Origin of the sequence: Lacisediminihabitans sp., from assembly GCF_043726815.1 — a bacterium.
In the GTDB taxonomy this organism is placed as follows: domain Bacteria; phylum Actinomycetota; class Actinomycetes; order Actinomycetales; family Microbacteriaceae; genus Lacisediminihabitans.
Genome location: NZ_JAYSJZ010000057.1, coordinates 1 through 18,394, shown reverse-complemented (window position 1 = coordinate 18,394; position 18,394 = coordinate 1). Strand labels below are relative to the sequence as shown.

Annotated in this window: 16 protein-coding genes and 1 pseudogene; 8 read left to right on the top strand and 9 right to left on the bottom strand. The window is 69.4% G+C overall.

Annotated elements, in window-relative coordinates:
• Window positions 1-240: 240 nt before the first annotated feature.
• From ACHZD8_RS07445 to ACHZD8_RS07435, 3 genes are read left to right on the top strand one after another with little or no spacing between them, the layout of a single operon-like run.
• The gene (locus ACHZD8_RS07445) at window positions 241-1,305 is read left to right on the top strand and encodes an outer membrane lipoprotein carrier protein LolA (RefSeq protein ID WP_394769569.1); all 1,065 of its coding nucleotides are present in this window, start codon (window positions 241-243) and stop codon (window positions 1,303-1,305) included.
• The gene (locus ACHZD8_RS07440) at window positions 1,302-2,294 is read left to right on the top strand and encodes an ABC transporter ATP-binding protein (protein WP_394769568.1); all 993 of its coding nucleotides are present in this window, start codon (window positions 1,302-1,304) and stop codon (window positions 2,292-2,294) included. Before ACHZD8_RS07445 ends, ACHZD8_RS07440 begins: the two co-directional genes overlap by 4 nt.
• Window positions 2,284-3,138, top strand: a complete 855-nt coding sequence (locus ACHZD8_RS07435) for an ABC transporter permease (protein ID WP_394769567.1) — start codon at window positions 2,284-2,286, stop codon at window positions 3,136-3,138. Before ACHZD8_RS07440 ends, ACHZD8_RS07435 begins: the two co-directional genes overlap by 11 nt.
• Before the next feature lie 14 nt (window positions 3,139-3,152).
• Here the strand turns inward: ACHZD8_RS07435 and ACHZD8_RS07430 are convergent, their stop codons facing one another.
• The 3 genes from ACHZD8_RS07430 to ACHZD8_RS07420 are packed head-to-tail and all read right to left on the bottom strand — an operon-like array spanning window position 3,153 to window position 7,436.
• The gene (locus tag ACHZD8_RS07430) at window positions 3,153-4,007 is read right to left on the bottom strand and encodes an SDR family NAD(P)-dependent oxidoreductase (protein WP_394769566.1); all 855 of its coding nucleotides are present in this window, start codon (window positions 4,005-4,007) and stop codon (window positions 3,153-3,155) included.
• A gap of 31 nt (window positions 4,008-4,038) precedes the next feature.
• Window positions 4,039-5,676, bottom strand: a complete 1,638-nt coding sequence (locus ACHZD8_RS07425) for a GMC family oxidoreductase (RefSeq protein ID WP_394769565.1) — start codon at window positions 5,674-5,676, stop codon at window positions 4,039-4,041.
• Window positions 5,673-7,436, bottom strand: coding sequence for an aldehyde dehydrogenase family protein (locus ACHZD8_RS07420; RefSeq protein ID WP_394769564.1), 1,764 nt, complete (start codon window positions 7,434-7,436; stop codon window positions 5,673-5,675). The genes ACHZD8_RS07425 and ACHZD8_RS07420 overlap by 4 nt, the downstream gene beginning before the upstream one ends.
• A gap of 168 nt (window positions 7,437-7,604) precedes the next feature.
• Here ACHZD8_RS07420 and ACHZD8_RS07415 point away from each other — a divergent pair, with 168 nt between their 5' ends.
• The gene (locus ACHZD8_RS07415) at window positions 7,605-8,813 is read left to right on the top strand and encodes a helix-turn-helix domain-containing protein (RefSeq protein WP_394769563.1); all 1,209 of its coding nucleotides are present in this window, start codon (window positions 7,605-7,607) and stop codon (window positions 8,811-8,813) included.
• A gap of 245 nt (window positions 8,814-9,058) precedes the next feature.
• Window positions 9,059-9,184, top strand: a pseudogene (locus ACHZD8_RS07410) (IS481 family transposase); the annotation flags it as partial.
• Here ACHZD8_RS07410 and ACHZD8_RS07405 read toward each other — a convergent pair.
• The 4 genes from ACHZD8_RS07405 to ACHZD8_RS07390 all read right to left on the bottom strand — a co-directional run bounded on the left by ACHZD8_RS07405 (window position 9,181) and on the right by ACHZD8_RS07390 (window position 12,644).
• On the bottom strand, window positions 9,181-9,801 hold the full coding sequence (locus ACHZD8_RS07405) for a TetR/AcrR family transcriptional regulator (protein WP_394769562.1): 621 nt from the start codon (window positions 9,799-9,801) through the stop codon (window positions 9,181-9,183). The pseudogene ACHZD8_RS07410 and the gene ACHZD8_RS07405 overlap by 4 nt on opposite strands.
• A 5-nt stretch (window positions 9,802-9,806) precedes the next feature.
• A complete protein-coding gene (locus ACHZD8_RS07400; RefSeq protein WP_394769561.1) occupies window positions 9,807-11,108 on the bottom strand; it encodes an ABC transporter permease in 1,302 nt (433 codons plus the stop codon).
• On the bottom strand, window positions 11,105-11,809 hold the full coding sequence (locus ACHZD8_RS07395) for an ABC transporter ATP-binding protein (protein WP_394769560.1): 705 nt from the start codon (window positions 11,807-11,809) through the stop codon (window positions 11,105-11,107). The genes ACHZD8_RS07400 and ACHZD8_RS07395 overlap by 4 nt, the downstream gene beginning before the upstream one ends.
• Window positions 11,810-12,005: 196 nt before the next feature.
• Window positions 12,006-12,644, bottom strand: coding sequence for an MBL fold metallo-hydrolase (locus tag ACHZD8_RS07390; protein WP_394769559.1), 639 nt, complete (start codon window positions 12,642-12,644; stop codon window positions 12,006-12,008).
• 74 nt (window positions 12,645-12,718) lie between these two features.
• Here ACHZD8_RS07390 and ACHZD8_RS07385 point away from each other — a divergent pair, with 74 nt between their 5' ends.
• Both ACHZD8_RS07385 and ACHZD8_RS07380 read left to right on the top strand, forming a co-directional pair.
• Window positions 12,719-13,003 (top strand): metal-sensitive transcriptional regulator, encoded by a 285-nt coding sequence (locus tag ACHZD8_RS07385; protein WP_394769558.1) that lies wholly within the window; start codon window positions 12,719-12,721, stop codon window positions 13,001-13,003.
• The gene (locus ACHZD8_RS07380; protein WP_394769557.1) at window positions 13,003-15,084 is read left to right on the top strand and encodes a heavy metal translocating P-type ATPase; all 2,082 of its coding nucleotides are present in this window, start codon (window positions 13,003-13,005) and stop codon (window positions 15,082-15,084) included. The genes ACHZD8_RS07385 and ACHZD8_RS07380 overlap by 1 nt, the downstream gene beginning before the upstream one ends.
• A gap of 51 nt (window positions 15,085-15,135) precedes the next feature.
• Here ACHZD8_RS07380 and mctP read toward each other — a convergent pair whose 3' ends face one another.
• On the bottom strand, window positions 15,136-16,842 hold the full coding sequence (gene mctP, locus ACHZD8_RS07375) for a monocarboxylate uptake permease MctP (RefSeq protein ID WP_394769556.1): 1,707 nt from the start codon (window positions 16,840-16,842) through the stop codon (window positions 15,136-15,138).
• The gene (locus ACHZD8_RS07370) at window positions 16,839-17,141 is read right to left on the bottom strand and encodes a DUF3311 domain-containing protein (protein WP_394769555.1); all 303 of its coding nucleotides are present in this window, start codon (window positions 17,139-17,141) and stop codon (window positions 16,839-16,841) included. Before ACHZD8_RS07370 ends, mctP begins: the two co-directional genes overlap by 4 nt.
• A 176-nt stretch (window positions 17,142-17,317) precedes the next feature.
• Between ACHZD8_RS07370 and ACHZD8_RS07365 the strand changes: the two genes are divergently transcribed.
• On the top strand, window positions 17,318-18,226 hold the full coding sequence (locus tag ACHZD8_RS07365; protein ID WP_394769554.1) for a diacylglycerol kinase family protein: 909 nt from the start codon (window positions 17,318-17,320) through the stop codon (window positions 18,224-18,226).
• Window positions 18,227-18,394 lie beyond the last annotated feature (168 nt).

The following is an 18,394-nucleotide window of genomic DNA, read 5'->3' as shown; positions in this document are numbered from 1 at the left end:
AACGCGTCCTGCACAACTGGAGTCTGTGGGCCGGGCACCCGTGGACGGAGGCACCGTCCTGCACAACGAGTCCTGCGAAGCCCGCCCGCCATCAGCCGGCTAATCAGCGTCCCTGGGCAATTCAGCTAGCCGCCCGGGATGCCATGGAGGGCGGGCCTTTCTGCCCAGCGAATTGTGAGCAATCGGGTGTAATTTCGGCTCTATGTGTGGCCGTCGTGCCGCGTCGAAAGGGTGTCTGCCATGAATCGGGCCTGGAAGAGATGGGTTCCCGCCGGCGTCGTCGCCGCCGTGATTGCCTCCGCGGCGATCGCCGTTCCCCTCACCGCGAGCGCCGCCGTCGATCTGCCGGCGAAGACGCCCCAGCAGGTGCTCGCCCTCGTCGCCCAGAGCCACGTCCGTTCGCTCTCCGGCACGATCGAACAGACCTCGAATCTCGGACTGCCGCAGCTGCCGACGACGGGATCCGGATCGGACTCGGCCGCGTCATCCGCCCTCGGCCTCTTGTCGAGCTCCTACAGCGCGCGGGTCTATCTCGATGGGCCGACCAAGGCGCGGGCGCAGGTGATGGACAAGCTCGCGGAGCGCGACGTGATCCGCAACGGCAGTGACGTCTGGCTCTACAGCTCCCGTGACAACACCGCGATCCACTCCACGCTGCCGGCGAAGACCGACAAGCGCCCGGGGGCCACGACCGGCGAGGTTAAGACGCCCGGCGAACTGGCCACCAAGCTGCTCGCCGCGGTGGACTCCACCACCACTGTCAGCGTGGGCAAAGACACCCGTGTCGCCGGCCGCACGGCCTACGACCTGGTGCTCACCCCGCGCGCGACCGACACCCTCATCGGCTCGGTCTCGATCGCGGTCGACTCCGAGACCGGACTCCCGCTCAGCGTCGAGCTCGCCGCGCGCGGGCAGAAGGACCCGGCGTTCAGCGTCGCCTTCTCGTCGCTGACCCTCGCGGCGCCCTCCGCCGACGTGTTCTCCTTCACTCCTCCCGCCGGCGCGAAGGTGAAGGAACAGGCGATGCCGAGCCACCAGGGCACGACGAAGCCGCTCAGGCCGGAGACGGGTGCGGTCAAGCCCAGCGTGATCGGCAGCGGCTGGGATGCGGTGCTCTCGATGCCGGCCGGCGCCGAGACCGCGAAGCTCACCAGTTCGCCCCTGTTCGGCAAGCTCACCACCGCGGTGACCGGTGGGCACCTCTTCCACACCGCCCTGGTCAACGTGCTCGTCACGAATGACGGGCGCGTGTTCGCCGGCTCAGTTCCGGTCGAGCGTCTCCAGGCCGTGGCCGCGGCTCCGTGACGGGCGATGCCGACTCCGGCGAACCGGCGATCGAAACGCACGGGCTGACCAAGCGTTTCGGAAGCTACGCGGCGGTGAACGGCGTCGACCTGACCGTGCCGCGCGGCGCGGTGTTCGGCTTCCTCGGCCCCAACGGATCTGGCAAGACCACGACCATCCGGATGCTGCTGGGCCTCGCCGTGCCCACGAGCGGCACCGTGCGCCTGCTCGGCCATGACATGCCCGGTGACCTGCGCGAGGTGCTGCCGCGGGTCGGCGCGCTGGTGGAGGGCCCCGGCTTCTACCCGTACCTCTCCGGCGCCGCCAACCTGAACCGGCTGGACACCGCCGACCGCTACGCGCCGTCGGACACCCGGCGCGCCAGGGTCGCGAGCGCGCTCGAGCGGGTGGGGCTCGGCCACGCCGCCCGCAAGAAGGTGCACGCGTACTCGCTTGGCATGAAACAGCGGCTGGGTATCGCGAACGCGCTGCTGACCCCGCGCGAGCTCCTCGTGCTCGACGAACCGACGAACGGACTCGACCCGCAGGGCACGCGCGAGGTGCGCAGCCTGGTGCGGTCGCTCGCCGCCGAGGGCACGACCGTCTTCGTCTCGAGCCATCTGCTCGCCGAGATCGAGCAGATCTGCACCCACGCGGCAGTGATGAGCGTGGGCAACCTCGTGGCCCAGGGCACCCTGGACGAGCTTCGACGCGTGGGCCAGCCGCACGTGCGCGTGCTCACGGCGGATCCCGATGCCGCGGTGCGCGTGCTCGAGCGTCTCAGCCTGTCGCCGGCCGCCGTGGACGATTCCGAGGGGACGGCCGCCGCGTCGACGGTCACAGCGGCGACGGTCACCGCGCCGCTGAACGACGAGCTGACAGATCCCGACTCGATAGTGGCGGCCCTCGTGGCGGACGGCGTTCGGGTTCGCGGATTCTCGATCGAGCGGGCGAGCCTCGAGGACCGTTTCGTGGCACTCACCGGTGAGGGGTTCGACATTGCCCAGTAGCCCACAACTCCTGCGCAGCCGGCCGTCGGTCGGCTGGGCCCTTCTCGGCTCCGAACTCTCGGTGCTGTTCCGGCGTCGCCGCACCTGGGCGATGCTGATCGCGCTCGCGGCCGTGCCGATCCTCATCGCGCTCGCCGTGCGCCTCTCCTCGAGCACACCGCCGCCCGGCCGCGGGCCGGCGTTCCTCGACCAGATCACCCAGAACGGACTCTTCGTGGGGGCCGTCGGGCTCATCGTCTGCGTGCCGCTCTTCCTTCCGCTCACCGTCGGCGTCGTCGCCGGGGACACCATCGCGGGCGAGGTCAGCGCCGGCACCCTGCGCTACCTGCTCGTGGCGCCCGCCGGACGCGTGCGGCTGCTGCTCGTGAAGTTCGCCGCCGCCGTGGTGTTCTGCGTCGCCGCCACGCTCGCCGTCGCGGTGGCCGGTGCCGTCATCGGAATCGCCCTCTTCCCGGTCGGCCCGGTGACGCTGCTCTCCGGCGACACCATCAGCGTCGGCGAATCCCTGCTGCGCTCGCTGCTCGTCGCGGCCTACATCTCGGTGTCGCTGATCGGGCTTTCGGCGATCGGGCTCTTCATCTCCACCCTCACCGACGTGCCAGTCGGGGCCATGGCGTCCACGATCGTGCTCGCCGTCGTCTCGCAGGTGCTCGACTCGCTTCCGCAACTGGACTGGTTGCATCCGTGGCTGTTCAGCCACTACTGGCTGGGCTTCGGCGACCTTCTGCGCCAGCCGATCTCGTGGGACTCCTTCGGCAGCAACGCCATCCTGCAGGGTGCATACGTGCTGGTCTTCGCGGCGCTCGCCTACGGTCGGTTCAGCAGCAAGGACATCCTGTCCTGAGCGGCGGTGGGTCGCTAGACGGGAGCCCAGCGCTCGACCATGGCCCAGAACGATCGCGCCTTGTCGTCGTCCCGAGCGTCTTCGCTGGGCTGCGTCGGGGTGCCGCCATCGAAGTATGCCCCGCCGGGAATGCTGGGATCGCGTTCCGCCCAGTCGGCCTCGAGCCGCGCCGCCGCCTGCGGTGAGGTAGCGAACGGCATGATCGGCATCACCCGGCGCAGCAGCACCCTCATGAACCCTCGGGTGTTGGCGGAGGCGGTGATCGGCACGAAGCCGGGGCAGAGGTCGTCGGCGTGCGCTCCCTCGGCTCCGTGCCGGCGTTCCCATTCGCGCACCACCCAGAGCTGGGCCAGCTTGGCGTTCTTGTATGCACGATCCGGGTGGTAGCCCTCGTCCAGGCACGGGTCGTCGAAGCTGAAGCGAACGGCGACGCCGCGACTGTTAGGCAGGTGCAGGCTCGACCCGAGGAAGACGAGACGGGACGGTCGGGCGAGCGCGGGCAGCAGGAGGGTGCTCAACAGCCAGGGCGCCACCGCATGGATCTGCAGGGTCTGTTCGATGCCGTCCTCGGTGATCGTGCGAACCGGCAGGGGAGAGAGGGTGCCGGCGTTGTGCACGATCGCGTCGAGCGTCTCCCCGTCGGCGATGAGCGCCGCGGAGAGCCCGCGCACGCTCGCGAAGGATGCCAGATCGAGCGGACGCACCTGCGCGCGACCCGCCGCGATCTCGGCCGAGAGCTCCGAGCGCAGCGCGGCGGCACGGTCGGGGTGGCGGGCGGTGAGGATGACCCGATCACCGCGACCGAGCAGCTCGGCCGCGGCGAGCCGCCCGATGCCGCGGTTGGCGCCGGTGACGAGGATGGTCTTCATCTGCGCTCGCTTCCCGCCCTGGCCACGGACGCTAGGGGCGCGCCGTCGCGGTCGCCGTTCTGCCGGCCCAGGCCTCCGCGAGCAGGTCGGCCGCCCGCTCGCCGATCACGATGGACGGGGCGTTGGTGTGTCCGCGGATGATCATCGGCATGACGGACGCGTCGGCCACTCGCAGGCCTTCGACGCCGCGCACCCGCAGCTGCTCGTCCACGACCGAGCCGGCATCCGAGCCCATCCGCGCCGTTCCGACCGGGTGGTACAGGGTGTGGGCGTGCCGTTCGATCGCGATCGCGTCCCTCGCCGCCGGGGTCATCGCATCCGCGCCCTCCGGCATCAGGAAGTGCGGGCCGCTCACCGCGCGCAGGGCCGGCTGCTGCAGCAGGCGCTCGCAGATGGCGAGCCCGGCCATCAGCGTCTCCTGGTCCCGGCCCGCGGCATCCGTGAGGTAGCGCGGGTCGATGAGCGGCTTGGCGAGCGGATCACTCGAGGCCAGGTCGACGACCCCGGTGCTCTCGGGTTGCAGCAGGATGGCCCCGACGGTGAGGGCGTGGGCGGGGGTGGGCACGAGCCCCTCGCCGACGTAGGCGACCGGAGCGAAGATGATCTCGATGTCCGGCAGGGCGAGACGCGGGTCGGTGCGCACGAAGCCGTAGGCCTCGGCGACATTCGACGTGAGCATCCCGCGGCGGCGCACCAGGTAGTCCAGAACCTGCAACGGCTTCTTCGCGCTGAAGAGAGTGTCGCCCGCCGTCTCGGCGATGAGACCGGAGAGCACGTGATCGCGCAGGTTCGACCCCACCTCGGCGGAGTCGACGAGCACCTCGATGCCGAGCTCCCTCAGCCGTTCCGCCCGGCCGATTCCGGAGAGCATGAGCAGCTGCGGGGTGTTGACCGCGCCCCCGCAGAGCACCACCTCGCGGCGCGCGAAGACCCGCGCCCGACCGCCCTCGGCCACGTGTTCGACCCCCACCGCCCGCGTGCCGTCGAAGAGCACGCGTGTCGCCTGCGCGTTCGTGCGCACGGTGAGATTGCGGCGTCCCCGCGCCGGCGCGAGGTAGCCGTCCACGGTGCTGAAACGCGATCCGCGCCGCTGGCTGACCATCGTCTGGCTGAAGCCGTCCGGGAACGCGGTGTTCGGCGGCACCACCGCGTACCCGGCCTGGCGGGCGGCGGCGAGGAAGGTGGCGGTGTGCGAACGCGGGCTGCGCTGCGCCTCGACGCTCATCGTGCCCGAGGAGCCCTGATCGGGGTCGACGTTGCCCTGCACCCGCTCGATCCGCCGAAAGTAGGGCAGCAGGGCGTCGTAGGACCAGGACGAGCCGGCGGTGGTCGCCCAGCCGTCGTAGTCCGCGGCGAAGCCTCGCACCCACATCATGGCGTTCATGGAGGATGACCCTCCGAGCACCTTGCCCCGGGGCCAGTAGACGGTGCGGCCGCCCAAGTGCTCCTGCGGCACGGTGTCGTAGTCCCAGTCCGCGGCGGAACGGAACAGCGCGGAGAACGCGGCGGGGATGTGAATCTCGGTCTTCTTGTCCGGGCCGCCGGCCTCGAGCAGCAGCACCGAGACCGCGGGATCGGAGCTCAGGCGGCCGGCGAGGGCCGCCCCGGATGCGCCGGCTCCCACGATCACGTAGTCGAAGGTCTCGCCGCGCTGCGCTGCGCCGTTCATGCGCGGAACGCCGCCGCGAACACCCCGGGCATCTTCGCCCACGACGGATGCGCCGCGAACTCGAAGAGCTTCTTGCCCGTCGCCTTCGCGCTGCGCGCCGAGACGAACCACGGCGGCTTGGGGAAGAGGGCGAATTCGCCGTGCAACACCGAGCGGGGGAACGGGCGGAACGGGCCGCGGATGATGGTGCGCTCCGTGTCCGCGAGCAGGAAGGCGTTGTGCACGACCTCGATGCCGCTCTGCACGTTGTCGAGGGTGTGGCCGGGGAACGCGCCCCACGGTGCCGCGGCCGTCAGGAATCCGACGCCCGTCCACGCGTTGATGGCGATCGTGCCGTACTCGAGGCGGGCGAGGGCCTCGTCGAACCCACGGCCGAGCGACGAGATGGTGCTCGGCATGCCGATGATGTTCGCGCCCAGGGTGCCCACGAAGTCGCGGTTGACCGTCTCCACGGCGGCGTCGAGGAACGACTGCCCACTTCCCGGCAGCTCGATCACCCCGAGCACCGGCGAGAAGTATTCCGTGGTCTGCAGGGCGGAGGCGTCGGCATCCGAGCGCACGTCCACCAGGAGGCGTGTGCTCTCTGCCGGGCCCAGGCGTTCGGCATCCGGATAGTCGGTGCTGGCCTGCGCCACGCGGGAGTCGCTTCCCGGGTACCACGGCGTGCGTGCCGGGGCGGTGGCGAGGGCGATGCGCAGCTGTTCGAGGAACGCGGACCGCTGGGGCCAGCCGGAGCTGAGCACCACGATCTGGCCGGCGATACAGTTGTAGCCTCCGTTGTGCAGCCTCTGCGTGGCGATGTGCTCGGCCTGGAACCGGAGGTCGCGCGCTGTCCACTTGCCCGGCATCACGATGATGGGGGCGACCCCGCCGAGCTCGCTCGTAATCGGTTTGGCAAGCAGGGGCACGCCGGTGGACTTGCGGGTGCGACCCTCCTCGCCCGCTCCCCAGACGATCAGGTCGTGGGTCGCGGCGCTTCCCGTGATGTGCACGTGCGAGATTGCCGGGTGATGGGCGAGGTAGCCGCCGACCTCCCCGCCGCCGGTGACGATGCGCAGCACCCCCGCCCGGATGAGCGGCGCGAACGCCGCCGAGTAGACCGGGAGCATCGCATCCATCACCGGATTGAGCTTGAGCAGCGCGACCCGGTTGTGGGCGATCAGTTCGTAGAGCACGTCGAGCGGCGGGATCGAGGTGATGTTGCCGGCGCCGAGCACGAGGCCGACGCCCCCGGTGCTGGTGGGGTCGAGGGCACCGAGTCCCGCCGAGGCACGCGCCGTCTCGGCAGTGATGCCGGGCTTCATCCACACCTCGCCCGTGAAGCCGTGCAGCAGCAGGGCCTCGTACGGGGAGGAGGGCAGCACCGGCACGGTCACGCGCCCGCCCGGGGCGCTGCCGAGTGTGCGCTCGGCGATCGGGCTCTCTCCCCGGGCGATGGCGGCCAGGCTGTGCTTGAGCGTGGTGAGGGAGGTGAGCATCACGTACGGGCCGGAGATCCATTCCTCGCCCATCAAGGAGGATGCCGGGTCGAGCCCCTTCACCTGGCCGGCCACGCGCACCCAGTGTTCGGCCTCCTTCGTGACGGCCTTCGAGACCTCGTCGAGCCAGGCGATGCGTTCGGCGAGGCCGGTCTTCGCCCAGCGGACTTCGCCGACGGCGAGCTCCGCGATCACGGTGTCCAGTTCTCCGTGGATGTGGTCGTCGCTCTTGGCGCCACTCGGCGCGGCTGCCGCCTGGGGGGTCACGTCTGGCATGGTCATCAATCTCCTTCGATCGCTGCCGATTGTTCCCGGGCACAGCGCCGAGGCGCGATGTTCGGGAACGATATCTCAAGTATCACCGAGAACCGGGGAGAGCAGAATAGGCGAGGGCCGCCGATTGTCGATCCGCGGTTGTGCCGGCGCACAGGATCGGGCTAGTCTCGCGCCATGTCGATCGATCAACGGGGATCCCGGGCGCCGGCGCCCCTCGGACCGCAGGCCTCCGCCTCCTTCTTCGGGGAACTGCGCGACTCGGTGGAGGCGCTCACCGACGGGGTCGTCGACCAGATCATCACCGGTGAGGAGGCGTACACCGGGAGCCCCCTCTCGCGGGAGCTCCTGCACTCCATCGTCAGTGAGAACATCGCCGCACTGCTCGACGCGCTCACCGGTCGCAGTGACTCCCTCGACGCCGCGCGCCGGGCCGGTCGGGTCAAGGCCGAGCACGGAATCCCCATGGCGAGCCTGCTGCACGCCTATCGGCTCGCCGGCCTTCAGCTCTGGGACGAAATGATCCTGCGGTCGGGCACGCCGGAGCGCGCGGAGGCGCTTCTTCGGGTGTCGAGCGAGGTGTGGGGGATCATCGACCGGTTCTCCAGCGCCGCCGCGGACTCCTACCGGCTCTTCATCGACGAGCGCGACAGGCGGGACCAGCAGGCCAGGAGCGTGATGGTGTTGAGCCTCCTCGACGGCAGCGCGGCCCCCGGCGAGGTGGGCGGGCTTCTCCGGGCCCTCGACCTGCCGGAGCATGCCCGCTACCTGGTGGTCGCCGCCGAGCGCAAGACCTCGGGGGAGGACCCGGTTCCGACGGTGCCGCGGCTGCTGCGCGACGTGGGCATCGCCTCCGCCTGGACCACCTGGAAGGGGGAGTTCGTCGGACTCCTGGCGGCAGAGCACGGCGAGCCGCTCGAGCCGACCGTCGAGCGGATCTGCTCGGTTGCCACCTCCCGGCTGGGCATCAGTCGGTCGTTCGGCCAGCTGTCGGCCGCTCCGGATGCGGTGGCCCAGGCGAGGAGCTCCATCGAGTGCATCCCGCGTGGGGGAGTGGGCGTTCACCGCTACGGCTCGGCGCCCGTCGACCTGCTGCTCGTGGCGCAGCCCGGCATCGCGGCCGAGGTGCAGGGCGAGGTGCTCGGGCCGATCCTCTCGGCTCAGCTGCAGGACGGCCCGGTGCTGCTCGACACCCTCGAGGCCTGGTTCGCGGCCGACGGCTCGACGAACGACGCCGGCCGGGCGCTGCACTGCCATCGCAACACGGTGCTCTACCGGCTGGGCCGCATCGCGGACCTCACCGGGCGGTCGGTGGCGCGTCCGGCCGAGGCGGCCGAACTGTACGTGGCGCTGCGGGCGATTCGTCTGGGCGGGACGGCCCGCTAGGTGTACTGCCCAGGCAGGTTGGTTGAGTGGGTGCGCCTCTCTGTCCCGCGCTGATGTTGCTGTGACTCCAAACCCCGTTGCGGATGTTCGCGTTTGGCGGTCGTCGCCCTCTGACGGTGCCGTCCGTGTCAGTCGGGCCGCGTTCTGCAGGCCGGAGCCCGGAGTCTGCGGGGCGGACACCCGTGGACAGCGTCGCCGTCCTGCACAACCCGTGCCAAGGGCAACGGAGTGCCGCCCAGTGGCGGGAACAGGCGGCCCGAAACGCCCTCCTGGCCTGGCTCCACGAATGCAATCACCACCGGCCCCACACCGCGATCGGAGGCACACCACCCATCAGCTGGTCAACCAAGGTCTCTGGGCAGAACAGCTAGGAGCCGTTCGTGATGCGCCGCACGAGGGCGAGGGCGTGCTCCAGCACCTCACGCGGGCTGCCGGTGGCCGTGCCGCTGAAGTACTGCTCCAGGCAATAGCGCATGACGCTCCCGGCGAGCACCACGATCATCCTGGCCTCCTCGGTGAGGTCGCCCGAGACGGCCCTCCCGCTCGCCCGGAGGCGGGCCAGCACGATCGCGACGAGCCCGGTCTGCAGCTCCGTCATGCGCGCGACCTCGCGGTTCATCAGCTCGGGGGTGCGCTGGATGAGAACCCGCCGGCTGCGGAGCAGGTCCCGATCCGGCTCGCGGTCGGTGATCGCCGCCGCCATGAGCGACACGAGGTCGCCGAGCACGTCGCGGCCCGCCGCGTGCACGAATGCCTCCACCGCGGCATCCGTCGGCATCGGGGGAGGCGGCCCCAGGATCACGCCCTCCTTCGAGCCGAAGTAGTTGAAGAAGGTGCGCTGCGAGACCATGCTCGCCTCGCAGATCGCGTCGACCGTCACCCCGTCGTAGCCGTGCTCGAGGGCGAGCGACAGGGCGGCCCGTTCGATGGTCGACTGAGTGGCCGCGCGCTTGCGTGCGCGCAGCCCCTCGTCGGTGGGGTGAGTCATCTCGGCTATTCGTACCTCAGTGCATCGATGGGATTCTGGCGCGCCGCTCGCCTGGCCGGGAGTGTGCCGGCCAGGAAGGCGATGAGCATCACGACGCCGATGATGATCGCGATGGAGGCCGGGGCGAATTGCATGATCCTCAGGCCGGGCAGCCCGGAGAGCAGGGTCGTGGCGAGCACACTGCTGATGATCGAGCCGACCCCGATGGCCACGAGCGCGCCGATCGCGCTGCCCAGGAAGCCGATGAACACCGCCTCGGTGCTGAAGAGGGCGTAGACCTTGCCCCCGCTCATGCCCATGGCCTTCATCAGCCCGATCTCCCGCGTGCGCTCCTGCACGCTCATGAGCAGGGTGTTGATGATTCCGAAGCCGGCCGCGATGAGGGCGATCACGGCGAAGGCGTTGAGCACGCCGATGATGCCGTTGATCACCGCCTCGAACGAGCCGATCTGGTCGGCGACGGTCGCCGCGGCGTAGCCATTGTCGGTGAGCGCCTTCTTGATGGCGGTGATCTGCTGCGGCGAGGATGCGGGATCGAAGTGCGCGACCGCCGAGGCGTAGCCGGGCTTCGTGTCGGCCGGCTTGCCGGTGGACTGGGCGCTGCTCAGCGCCTCGGTGAGGTGTTTGTTGATGCCGACTCCGCTGCCGAAGAGGGTCTCGTTCTGCACGCCGGCGATCACCGCCGTCACCTCGTGCTTCGCGCCGGCGTAGTCGGTGAGGCCTATCGTCACCGACTTGCCCACCGCCTCCTTCGCCGTGCCGAGCCCGAGGTTCTTGAGATAGGTGGTGGGGACCAGAAGCTGGTTTTCGCCGCTGCTCGAACTCAGCTGGGCGCCCGCCGCGAGGTCGGCCTTGGTGAGCGCGCCGTTCGCGGAGATGCTCAGCTCGTACTTGCCCTTCGAGCCGTACTCGATGTAGTCGGGCGAGATGCGGATCGACGCGTCGACGCTCGTGATGCCCTTCGAGGCCCCGATCGCGTCGAGGTCCTTCTGGGTGAGCGCCGCGATGGTGGAGCCGGGGCGGGTGCCGGAGTCGACCCCGGCCGTGGTGGTGGTCTTGTTCGGGTCGTACTTCGCCGGGCCGCTGCCCGTGCTCGCCGTCGCCGTGGCCTTGGTGACGGTGAGCACATCGCTCGCGCCGATCGCGGAGACCTGTGTGGTGATGTAGTTGGAGACGCCGGTGCCGATGGCGCTGGTGATGGTGAGGGTGAACGCCCCGATGAAGATGGCGATCACCGTGAGGGTGGTGCGCAGCTTGCTGCGGAAGCTGTTGCCGATCGCTGTGCCGATCACATCGATGAACTTCATGAGGTGACCCCCTCCCCGGTCGTCGTGGTGTCTTCCACGCCGTCGCGGATGAAGATGCGGCGGTCGCAGCGGGCGGCGAGCTCGATGTCGTGGGTCACGATGATGAGCGTGATGCCCTTCTCCTTGTTCAGGGCGAAGAGGATGTCCTCGACCACCGCGCCGGTTGCCGTGTCGAGATTGCCGGTGGGCTCGTCGGCGAAGATCACCTTGGGGTTGTTGACGAGGGTGCGGGCGATGACGACGCGCTGCTTCTGCCCGCCGGACAGGTTGATCGCCTTGCTCTTGGCCTTGTCGGCGAGTTCGAGCTGCTCGAGGGCCGCCATGCCCCGCGCGTTGCGTTCCTTCGGCCCGACCCCGGCGATCTTGAGCGGCAGCACCACGTTGTCCAACACCGTGGCGTTGGGGGTGAGGAAGAACTGCTGGAAGACGAAGCCGAAGTCCTGGTTGCGCAGCCGGTTGATCTCCCCGGTGGACAGGGACTTCGCATCCGATCCCTCGACCAGGATCTGGCCGCCGTCCGGGTCGTCGAGCAGCGCGAGGAGGTGCATGAGGGTGGACTTGCCCGATCCGCTCTTGCCGACGATCGCGATCGATTCCCCTTCGAGAATCGTCAGGCTCACCCCCTTGAGGGCATCGAAGCGGGACGCTCCGTGGCCGTACGACTTACGGATGTCGTTGGCCACCAACACGGCGGAATTCATCGGGCGCTGTCCTTCGATTCCTGCCAGCACGAGTCGGCGGATCCGACTCATTTATGCAGTGACAATAAAATTACAGTAACTGCATAAAAGTGGGGATTGGCTGGGAGATCCGGGAGTATTCGCGCGCGCCAGCTCGGCCGCGCCGAGACGGGCCGAGCGGCGTCGAGGGAAGGAGTGGCTGTCGACTCGATCGGGGCTAGAGGTCGAGCGACTCGCCGGGGTCGAGCGGAACGAACTGGCCGCCGCCCTGCTCGGCCGCCCACTGCAGGCGGGCGTTCGCGAGCGACTTGCCGGCCACCGACAGCACCATCTCGTGGGTGGCGAAGGCCCGGCGCGGCTTGACCGCGAGAACGAAGTCGATCGCCTCGCCGATCTTGAGCCAGGGAGCCCCGGCCGGCGCGGCCAGGGTGTCGACCTCGACGCCCTCCGGCACGGTGAAGGAGTCGCCCGGATAGTAGAGCGTGTCGTTGATGAGCACGCCCACGTTGTCGACCACGGGCACCGAGCTGTGGATCACGGCGTGCTTCTCGCCGAAGAAGCGCAGGCTGAAGGGCTCGACCTCCTGGGTGTCCCCGTCGTTCACGATCGTGATGTCGAAGTCGGTCGCGGCGGCCGCGACGCCGGCCGGGCCGAAGAGCCGCGCGTCGGGGTTGCGCTCGATGATCCGGTTGAGCTGCTCGGCGGTCCAGTGGTCGGCGTGTTCGTGGGTGATGACGATGGCCACCACGTCGTTCAACCCGACGAGGGCGGTCGTGAAGGAGCCGGGATCCACGACGAGGAGCTTGCCGGATGCTTCGACGATGAGGCAGGCATGTTCATGTTTTGTCACTCGCATTCCTCCACCCTACGCCGCGAATTGCGAAAGAAAATCCTCTGTGGGGAATACCCCTAGGGGGTATAGTCGTTCCCATGATCGAAGACCTGAAGAAGCGCGCCCTGCACCGAAGCCGCATCCTGGAAGGGCAGATGCGCGGCCTCGAGAAGATGATCGACAACGAGGACTACTGCATGGACATCATCACGCAGTCCCTGGCCATCCAGAAGTCGCTCGGCAGCCTCAACAAGCTGCTCGTCGAGAATCACCTGCGCACGCACGTCACCGACATGTTCGAGGCGGGCGGGGAGCAGAAGGACCTCGCGGTGGCCGAACTGCTGAAGGTCTTCGAACTCAGCAACAACCGAGGAGAGAAGTGATGAGCACCCACGAGCACGGGCAGCATCAGCCGACGGTGGCGGCCGAGGCGCACGCCGACCACGACCACAGCGAACACGACCACGACCACGCGGGCCACGAGGGCCATTCGGGCCACGAGGGCCACGACCCCGCGATCTTCAAGCGCAAGTTCTGGCTGAGCCTGGTGCTCACCCTGCCCACGTTGGTCTTCTCGACCGGCCTGCAGGACATCCTCGGTCTCGGCGGCCCCCGCTTCCCCGGCAGCCAGTACATCCCCGCGGTGTTCGGGGTGGTGCTCTTCTTCTACGGCGGACTCGTCTTCATCCGGGGCGCCGTGACCGAGCTGCGCTCCCGCCAGCCCGGCATGATGACTCTCATCTCGCTCGCCATCGTGGTGGCCCTCGGCTACAGCCTTGCGGTGACGCTCGGGCTCACGGGGATGGACTTCTGGTGGGAGCTCTCCACGCTGATCACCATCATGCTGCTCGGCCATTGGATCGAGATGTCCGCGGTGATGGGGGCCCAGGACGCGCTCGGCGAGCTCGCCAAGCTGCTTCCGGACGAGGCGGATCTCGTGCACGGCGACCACATCATGACCGTGCCCGTCGCCCGGCTCGTCGTCGGCGATGTCGTGCTGGTGCGGCCGGGTGCCGCGGTGCCGGTGGACGGCGAGATCGTGGACGGCCAGTCCGAGGTGAACGAGGCGCTGCTCACCGGCGAGTCTGCGCCGGTGAAGAAGGCTCTCGGCGCGGCGGTGATCGCCGGCAGCATCAACGGCACCGGGGCCTTGCGGGTTCGAGTGACCAGGGTGGGCGGCGACACCGCCATCGCCGGAATCATGAAGCTCGTCGCGGACGCGCAGGCGTCGAAGTCGGGTGCCCAGGTGCTCGCCGACCGTGCTGCCGCACTCCTGTTCTATGTGGCAGTGGGCGCCGCCATCATCACGCTCATCGTGTGGGTGCTGCTCAAGCCGGACGACCCGAGCTTCGTGCTCGAACGGGTGGTGAGCGTGCTCGTGATCGCCTGCCCCCACGCCCTCGGGCTGGCGATCCCCCTCGTCTCCCTCATCGCGACCACCAAGGGAGCCCGCGCCGGCATCCTGGTCAAGAACAAGCTCGCGCTCGAGACCGCCCGCAAGATCGACGTCGTGCTCTTCGACAAGACCGGTACCCTCACCGAGGGACGCCAGGGGGTCGTGGATGTCGTCGCCATGGACGGCGCGGATGCCACGGAGATCACGCGGCTGGCCGCGGCGACCGAGTCCAGCTCGGAGCATCCGATCGCCGCCGCCATCGTGCGCCACGCCCGCGAGGCCGGACTGAGCGTGCCGTCGGCCTCCGCCTTCCTGTCGCTCTCGGGCCGGGGCGCCGAGGCCACGGTCGAGGGCCGCACGATCACCGTCGCGAGCGCGCGTGTGCTCACCGAACGGGGCATCCTGCTCTCGCCAGAACTCGTGAACTCCGGACGCGACCACAGCGCGGGCGGCAAGACCGTGGTCTACGTGCTTGCCGACGGCAGCGTGCTCGGGCTCGTGGCGCTCGCCGACGTGATCCGCCCGGAATCCGTGCAGGCCGTGGCTCGCCTCACCGCGCGCGGCGTGCGGGTGGCGATGCTCACCGGCGACTCCCGCGAGGTGGGCAACTGGGTGGCGAAGGAGCTCGGCATCGCCGAGGTCTTCGCCGAGATCCTGCCCGGCGACAAGGCCGGTGTGGTGAAGCAGCTGCAGAAGGACGGCAGCACCGTGGCGATGGTGGGCGACGGCGTGAACGACGCCCCGGCCCTCACCCAGGCGGATGTGGGCATCGCGATCGGCGCGGGCACCGACGTCGCGATTGAGTCGGCGGGCATCGTGCTCGCCACGAGCGACCCGCGGGCCGTGGACGACATCCTCACCCTCAGCCGGGCGACGTACCGCAAGGAGTTGCAGAACCTGTTCTGGGCCACCGGGTACAACTCGATCGGCATCCCGCTCGCCGCGGGCGCGCTTGTCGGGGTCGGGTTCCTCATGCCGCCGGCCGCGGCCGCCGCGCTCATGTCGGTGTCGACGATCGTCGTCGCCCTGAACGCGCAGCTGCTGCGTCGGCTCAGGCTCGGGGCATGAGCGGCGGATCGGACGGCCGAGGCCGTCCGGTCCGCCAGGCGCGGGCCGGCCTCAGAGGATCGGGGCCTCGGGCGCCGGCTCGAGCAGCTTCTCCTTCGCGGTGACCTTCGCGACCTTCGGGTCGTGTTCGTCCGCCCCGTAGTCGTTCGCCGTCGTGATGTCCGTGCCGTCCTTCACCTTCAGGGCGCGGAACACGAGCGTGAACACCACGGAGACCACGGCGTTGATGGCGAAGGCCGTGATGGCGATGTAGATCGGGATGTTGGTGAACGGGATCGTCGCGATCGACCCGCCGAAGTGGGCGTGGGTCGCCGGGTTGATCACGTTGTACGCCGCGATCGTGCCGTAGCCGATGCCGACCGCCCAGCCGAGCAGCAGCGCGCGGCGGTGGAACCATCGCGTGTACAGCCCGGCGACGATCGACGGGAAGGTCTGCAGGATCCAGATCCCCCCGAGCAGTTGCATGTTGATGGCGGCCGACTGGTCCATCGCGAGCACGAAGACGAGCGCCCCGAGCTTGACGACGAGGGAGGTGATCTTCGAGACCCTGGCCTCCTGCGCCGGTGTCGCATCCGGCCGGATGAGATCCCGGTAGATGTTGCGGGTGAAGAGGTTCGACGCCGCGATCGACATGATGGCGGCGGGAACGAGCGCCCCGACGGCGATCGCCGCGAGGGCGATGCCCGCGAACCAGCCCGGGAAGTTGTCCAGGAACAGCTGAGGCACCACGAGTTGCGGGTTGATGACCCCGTTGGCACCGACCGGCACCGTGCCCGCCTTGATGGCGACATAGCCGAGCAGGGCGAGAAGCCCCAGCACCACCGAGTAGAGCGGCAGCACCACGGCGTTGCGCCGGATCGTGTTGCGGCTCTTGGTGGCCAGCACTCCGGTGATGGAGTGCGGATACATGAACAGCGCCATCGCCGAGCCGAGGGCGAGCGTCCAGTAGGCGCTGTAGCTCGCGGCGCCCGGGACGACCGAGCCGACCGGGTTGCCCGTGGCGGGGTTGGTCACCGCCATCTTCTTCTCGGCCACGTCGAAGATCTGGCCCCAGCCACCGAGGTGGGACGGCAGCCAGATGATGGCCACGATGATGACGATGTAGATCAGCAGGTCCTTCACCACCGCGATCATCGCGGGCGCGCGAAGGCCGGCCGTGTAGGTGTACGCGGCGAGCACGACGAAGGCGAGGATGAGCGGAAGGTCCGCGAGGAACGGGTTGCTCGCGTTGCCCAGGCCGAGAACCTCGAGCACGGCCTTGATCCCCACCAGCTGCAGGGCGATGTAGGGCATCGTCGCGACGATGCCGGTTACCGCGACGGCGGTGGTCAGCGCCTTGCTGCCGTAGCGGCCGCCAACGAAGTCGGCGGGCGTGACGAAGCCGTGGCGGTGCGAGACCGACCACAGTCGCGCCATGAGCAGGAAGACGATGGGGTAGAGCACGATCGTGTACGGCACCGCGAAGAATCCGGTCACCGCCCCGGTGCTCCAGATCGCCGCGGGCACGGCGATGAAGGTATACGCGGTATAGAGGTCGCCGCCGAGCAGGAACCAGGTGACCCAGTTGCCGAAGCCCCGACCGCCGAGGCCCCACTCGTCGAGGGACTTCAGCCCGCGCTCGGCAGGCTTGACGCGCCAGCGCGCGGCCAGGAATCCCATCAGGGCCACGAGCACGAAGATGACTATGAGCACCGCGAGGGCGGCGCCGTTGACGGGGCGGGCGGGCACGGCGGCCGCCGCGAGGAGGGCCGCGTTCACGAGATGACCTCGGCGGCGTCATCCGCGGCGGGGCCCGACAGGTCGCGCACGGCGGCACGTCGGCGATTGTCCTCGCGAGTGACGATGAGGTAGACCGCCCAGAGGATCAGGGCTTCGATGAAGACCGACAGGATCTGGTACCAGTAGAAGAACGGCATGCCGTAGAGCCGGGGATCGGTGCGGGCGTAGAGCGGAACGAGCAGCGGGGCGACGATCGCGACGGCGAGCAGAATGCCGGCGACGACGTACGGCAGCGGCCGTGCGGGGCCGCGGGTAGGAGCATCAGATGTTGACATCATTGTCCTTAGTGAGGGCCCGCCTGCGCCGGAATCTCCGACGGATCTAAATCCGCACCGCGAACTGGATCAGCCACGTCGGTGTGAAAGGGTCTCCCGCGGCGAGGCTATCCCACGTCTCGACCGACACCTATTGTGGGGCGGCGACGAGGGTCCGTCGAACCGGGCATACTGGGCGGATGACGACGACGCCTCGAGGGATTGTGGTCGCCATCAACCCCTCGGCTGCCTTCGGGCGCGGCAGCGCGGTCGGCGACGAGGTGGTGTCGTCCCTGCGGGCGGCCGGCCTGGAGGTGACGGCCCTCTCCGAGCCGAGTTTCGACGCCCTCGTCGCGGCGACGCGGCACGCCCTCGACCTCGGCGCATCCGCCCTGGTGATGGTGGGTGGTGACGGCATGGTCAACCTCGGTGCCAACCTCCTCGCCGGGTCGAGCATCCCGCTCGGCATCGTGCCGTCGGGCACCGGCAACGACACCGCACGCGGCCTCGGCATTCCGCTCGACGACACGGATGCCGCCATCGCGGTGCTGCTCGACGCCCTCACCAGGCCACCACGGGTGATCGACGCCGCGAGGGTGGGCGCCCCGGGCGGGACGCAGCGCTGGTTCGTGGGGGTGCTCGCCGCCGGATTCGATGCGGTGGTCAACGAGCGCGCCAACCTCATGCGCTGGCCGCGGGGCCGCAGCCGCTACACCCTCGCGTTGCTGCGCGAGCTGGCGGTGCTCAGGCCGCGGCGCTATCGCCTCGTGCTCGACGGTGTCGAGTCGCAGACGGAGGCGATGCTCGTCTCGGTGGGCAACAACACCTCGCTCGGCGGAGGCATGCTCGTCACCCCGAATGCGCTCCTCGACGATGGCCTCCTCGACGTGCTGGTCGTGCAGCCGCTGTCGCGACTCGCGTTCCTGCGCATCTTCCCGCGGGTGTTCAAGGGCACTCACCTCACGGATCCTCGGGTGGCCGTGCACCGGGCGCGCACGATCTCCATCGACTCCGAAGGCCTCGTCGCCTATGCGGATGGGGAGCGCATCGGACCGCTGCCGCTCGACATCGAGGTCGTGCCGGGGGCCCTGCGAGTGCTCGCCCCCTGACCGTGCCCGGCCCATTCCCGGCCGCGACGCGCGCGCGATTGCCCTCGAATTGTGTGCCCTGCCGCCGTGTGGCATACTCGATGAGTTGTCCACTTGCGGCCCCATCGTATAGCGGCCTAGTACGCTGCCCTCTCACGGCGGTAACACCGGTTCGAATCCGGTTGGGGT

Coding starts and splice junctions, on each gene's coding strand:
- ACHZD8_RS07445 (WP_394769569.1), top strand. CDS start 241: ATGAATCGGGCCTGGAAGAGATGGGTTCCCGCCGGCGTCGTCGCCGCC.
- ACHZD8_RS07430 (WP_394769566.1), bottom strand. CDS start 4,007: ATGAAGACCATCCTCGTCACCGGCGCCAACCGCGGCATCGGGCGGCTC.
- ACHZD8_RS07425 (WP_394769565.1), bottom strand. CDS start 5,676: ATGAACGGCGCAGCGCAGCGCGGCGAGACCTTCGACTACGTGATCGTG.
- ACHZD8_RS07420 (WP_394769564.1), bottom strand. CDS start 7,436: ATGACCATGCCAGACGTGACCCCCCAGGCGGCAGCCGCGCCGAGTGGC.
- ACHZD8_RS07415 (WP_394769563.1), top strand. CDS start 7,605: ATGTCGATCGATCAACGGGGATCCCGGGCGCCGGCGCCCCTCGGACCG.
- ACHZD8_RS07405 (WP_394769562.1), bottom strand. CDS start 9,801: ATGACTCACCCCACCGACGAGGGGCTGCGCGCACGCAAGCGCGCGGCC.
- ACHZD8_RS07400 (WP_394769561.1), bottom strand. CDS start 11,108: ATGAAGTTCATCGATGTGATCGGCACAGCGATCGGCAACAGCTTCCGC.
- ACHZD8_RS07395 (WP_394769560.1), bottom strand. CDS start 11,809: ATGAATTCCGCCGTGTTGGTGGCCAACGACATCCGTAAGTCGTACGGC.
- ACHZD8_RS07390 (WP_394769559.1), bottom strand. CDS start 12,644: ATGCGAGTGACAAAACATGAACATGCCTGCCTCATCGTCGAAGCATCC.
- ACHZD8_RS07385 (WP_394769558.1), top strand. CDS start 12,719: ATGATCGAAGACCTGAAGAAGCGCGCCCTGCACCGAAGCCGCATCCTG.
- ACHZD8_RS07380 (WP_394769557.1), top strand. CDS start 13,003: ATGAGCACCCACGAGCACGGGCAGCATCAGCCGACGGTGGCGGCCGAG.
- ACHZD8_RS07370 (WP_394769555.1), bottom strand. CDS start 17,141: ATGATGTCAACATCTGATGCTCCTACCCGCGGCCCCGCACGGCCGCTG.
- ACHZD8_RS07365 (WP_394769554.1), top strand. CDS start 17,318: ATGACGACGACGCCTCGAGGGATTGTGGTCGCCATCAACCCCTCGGCT.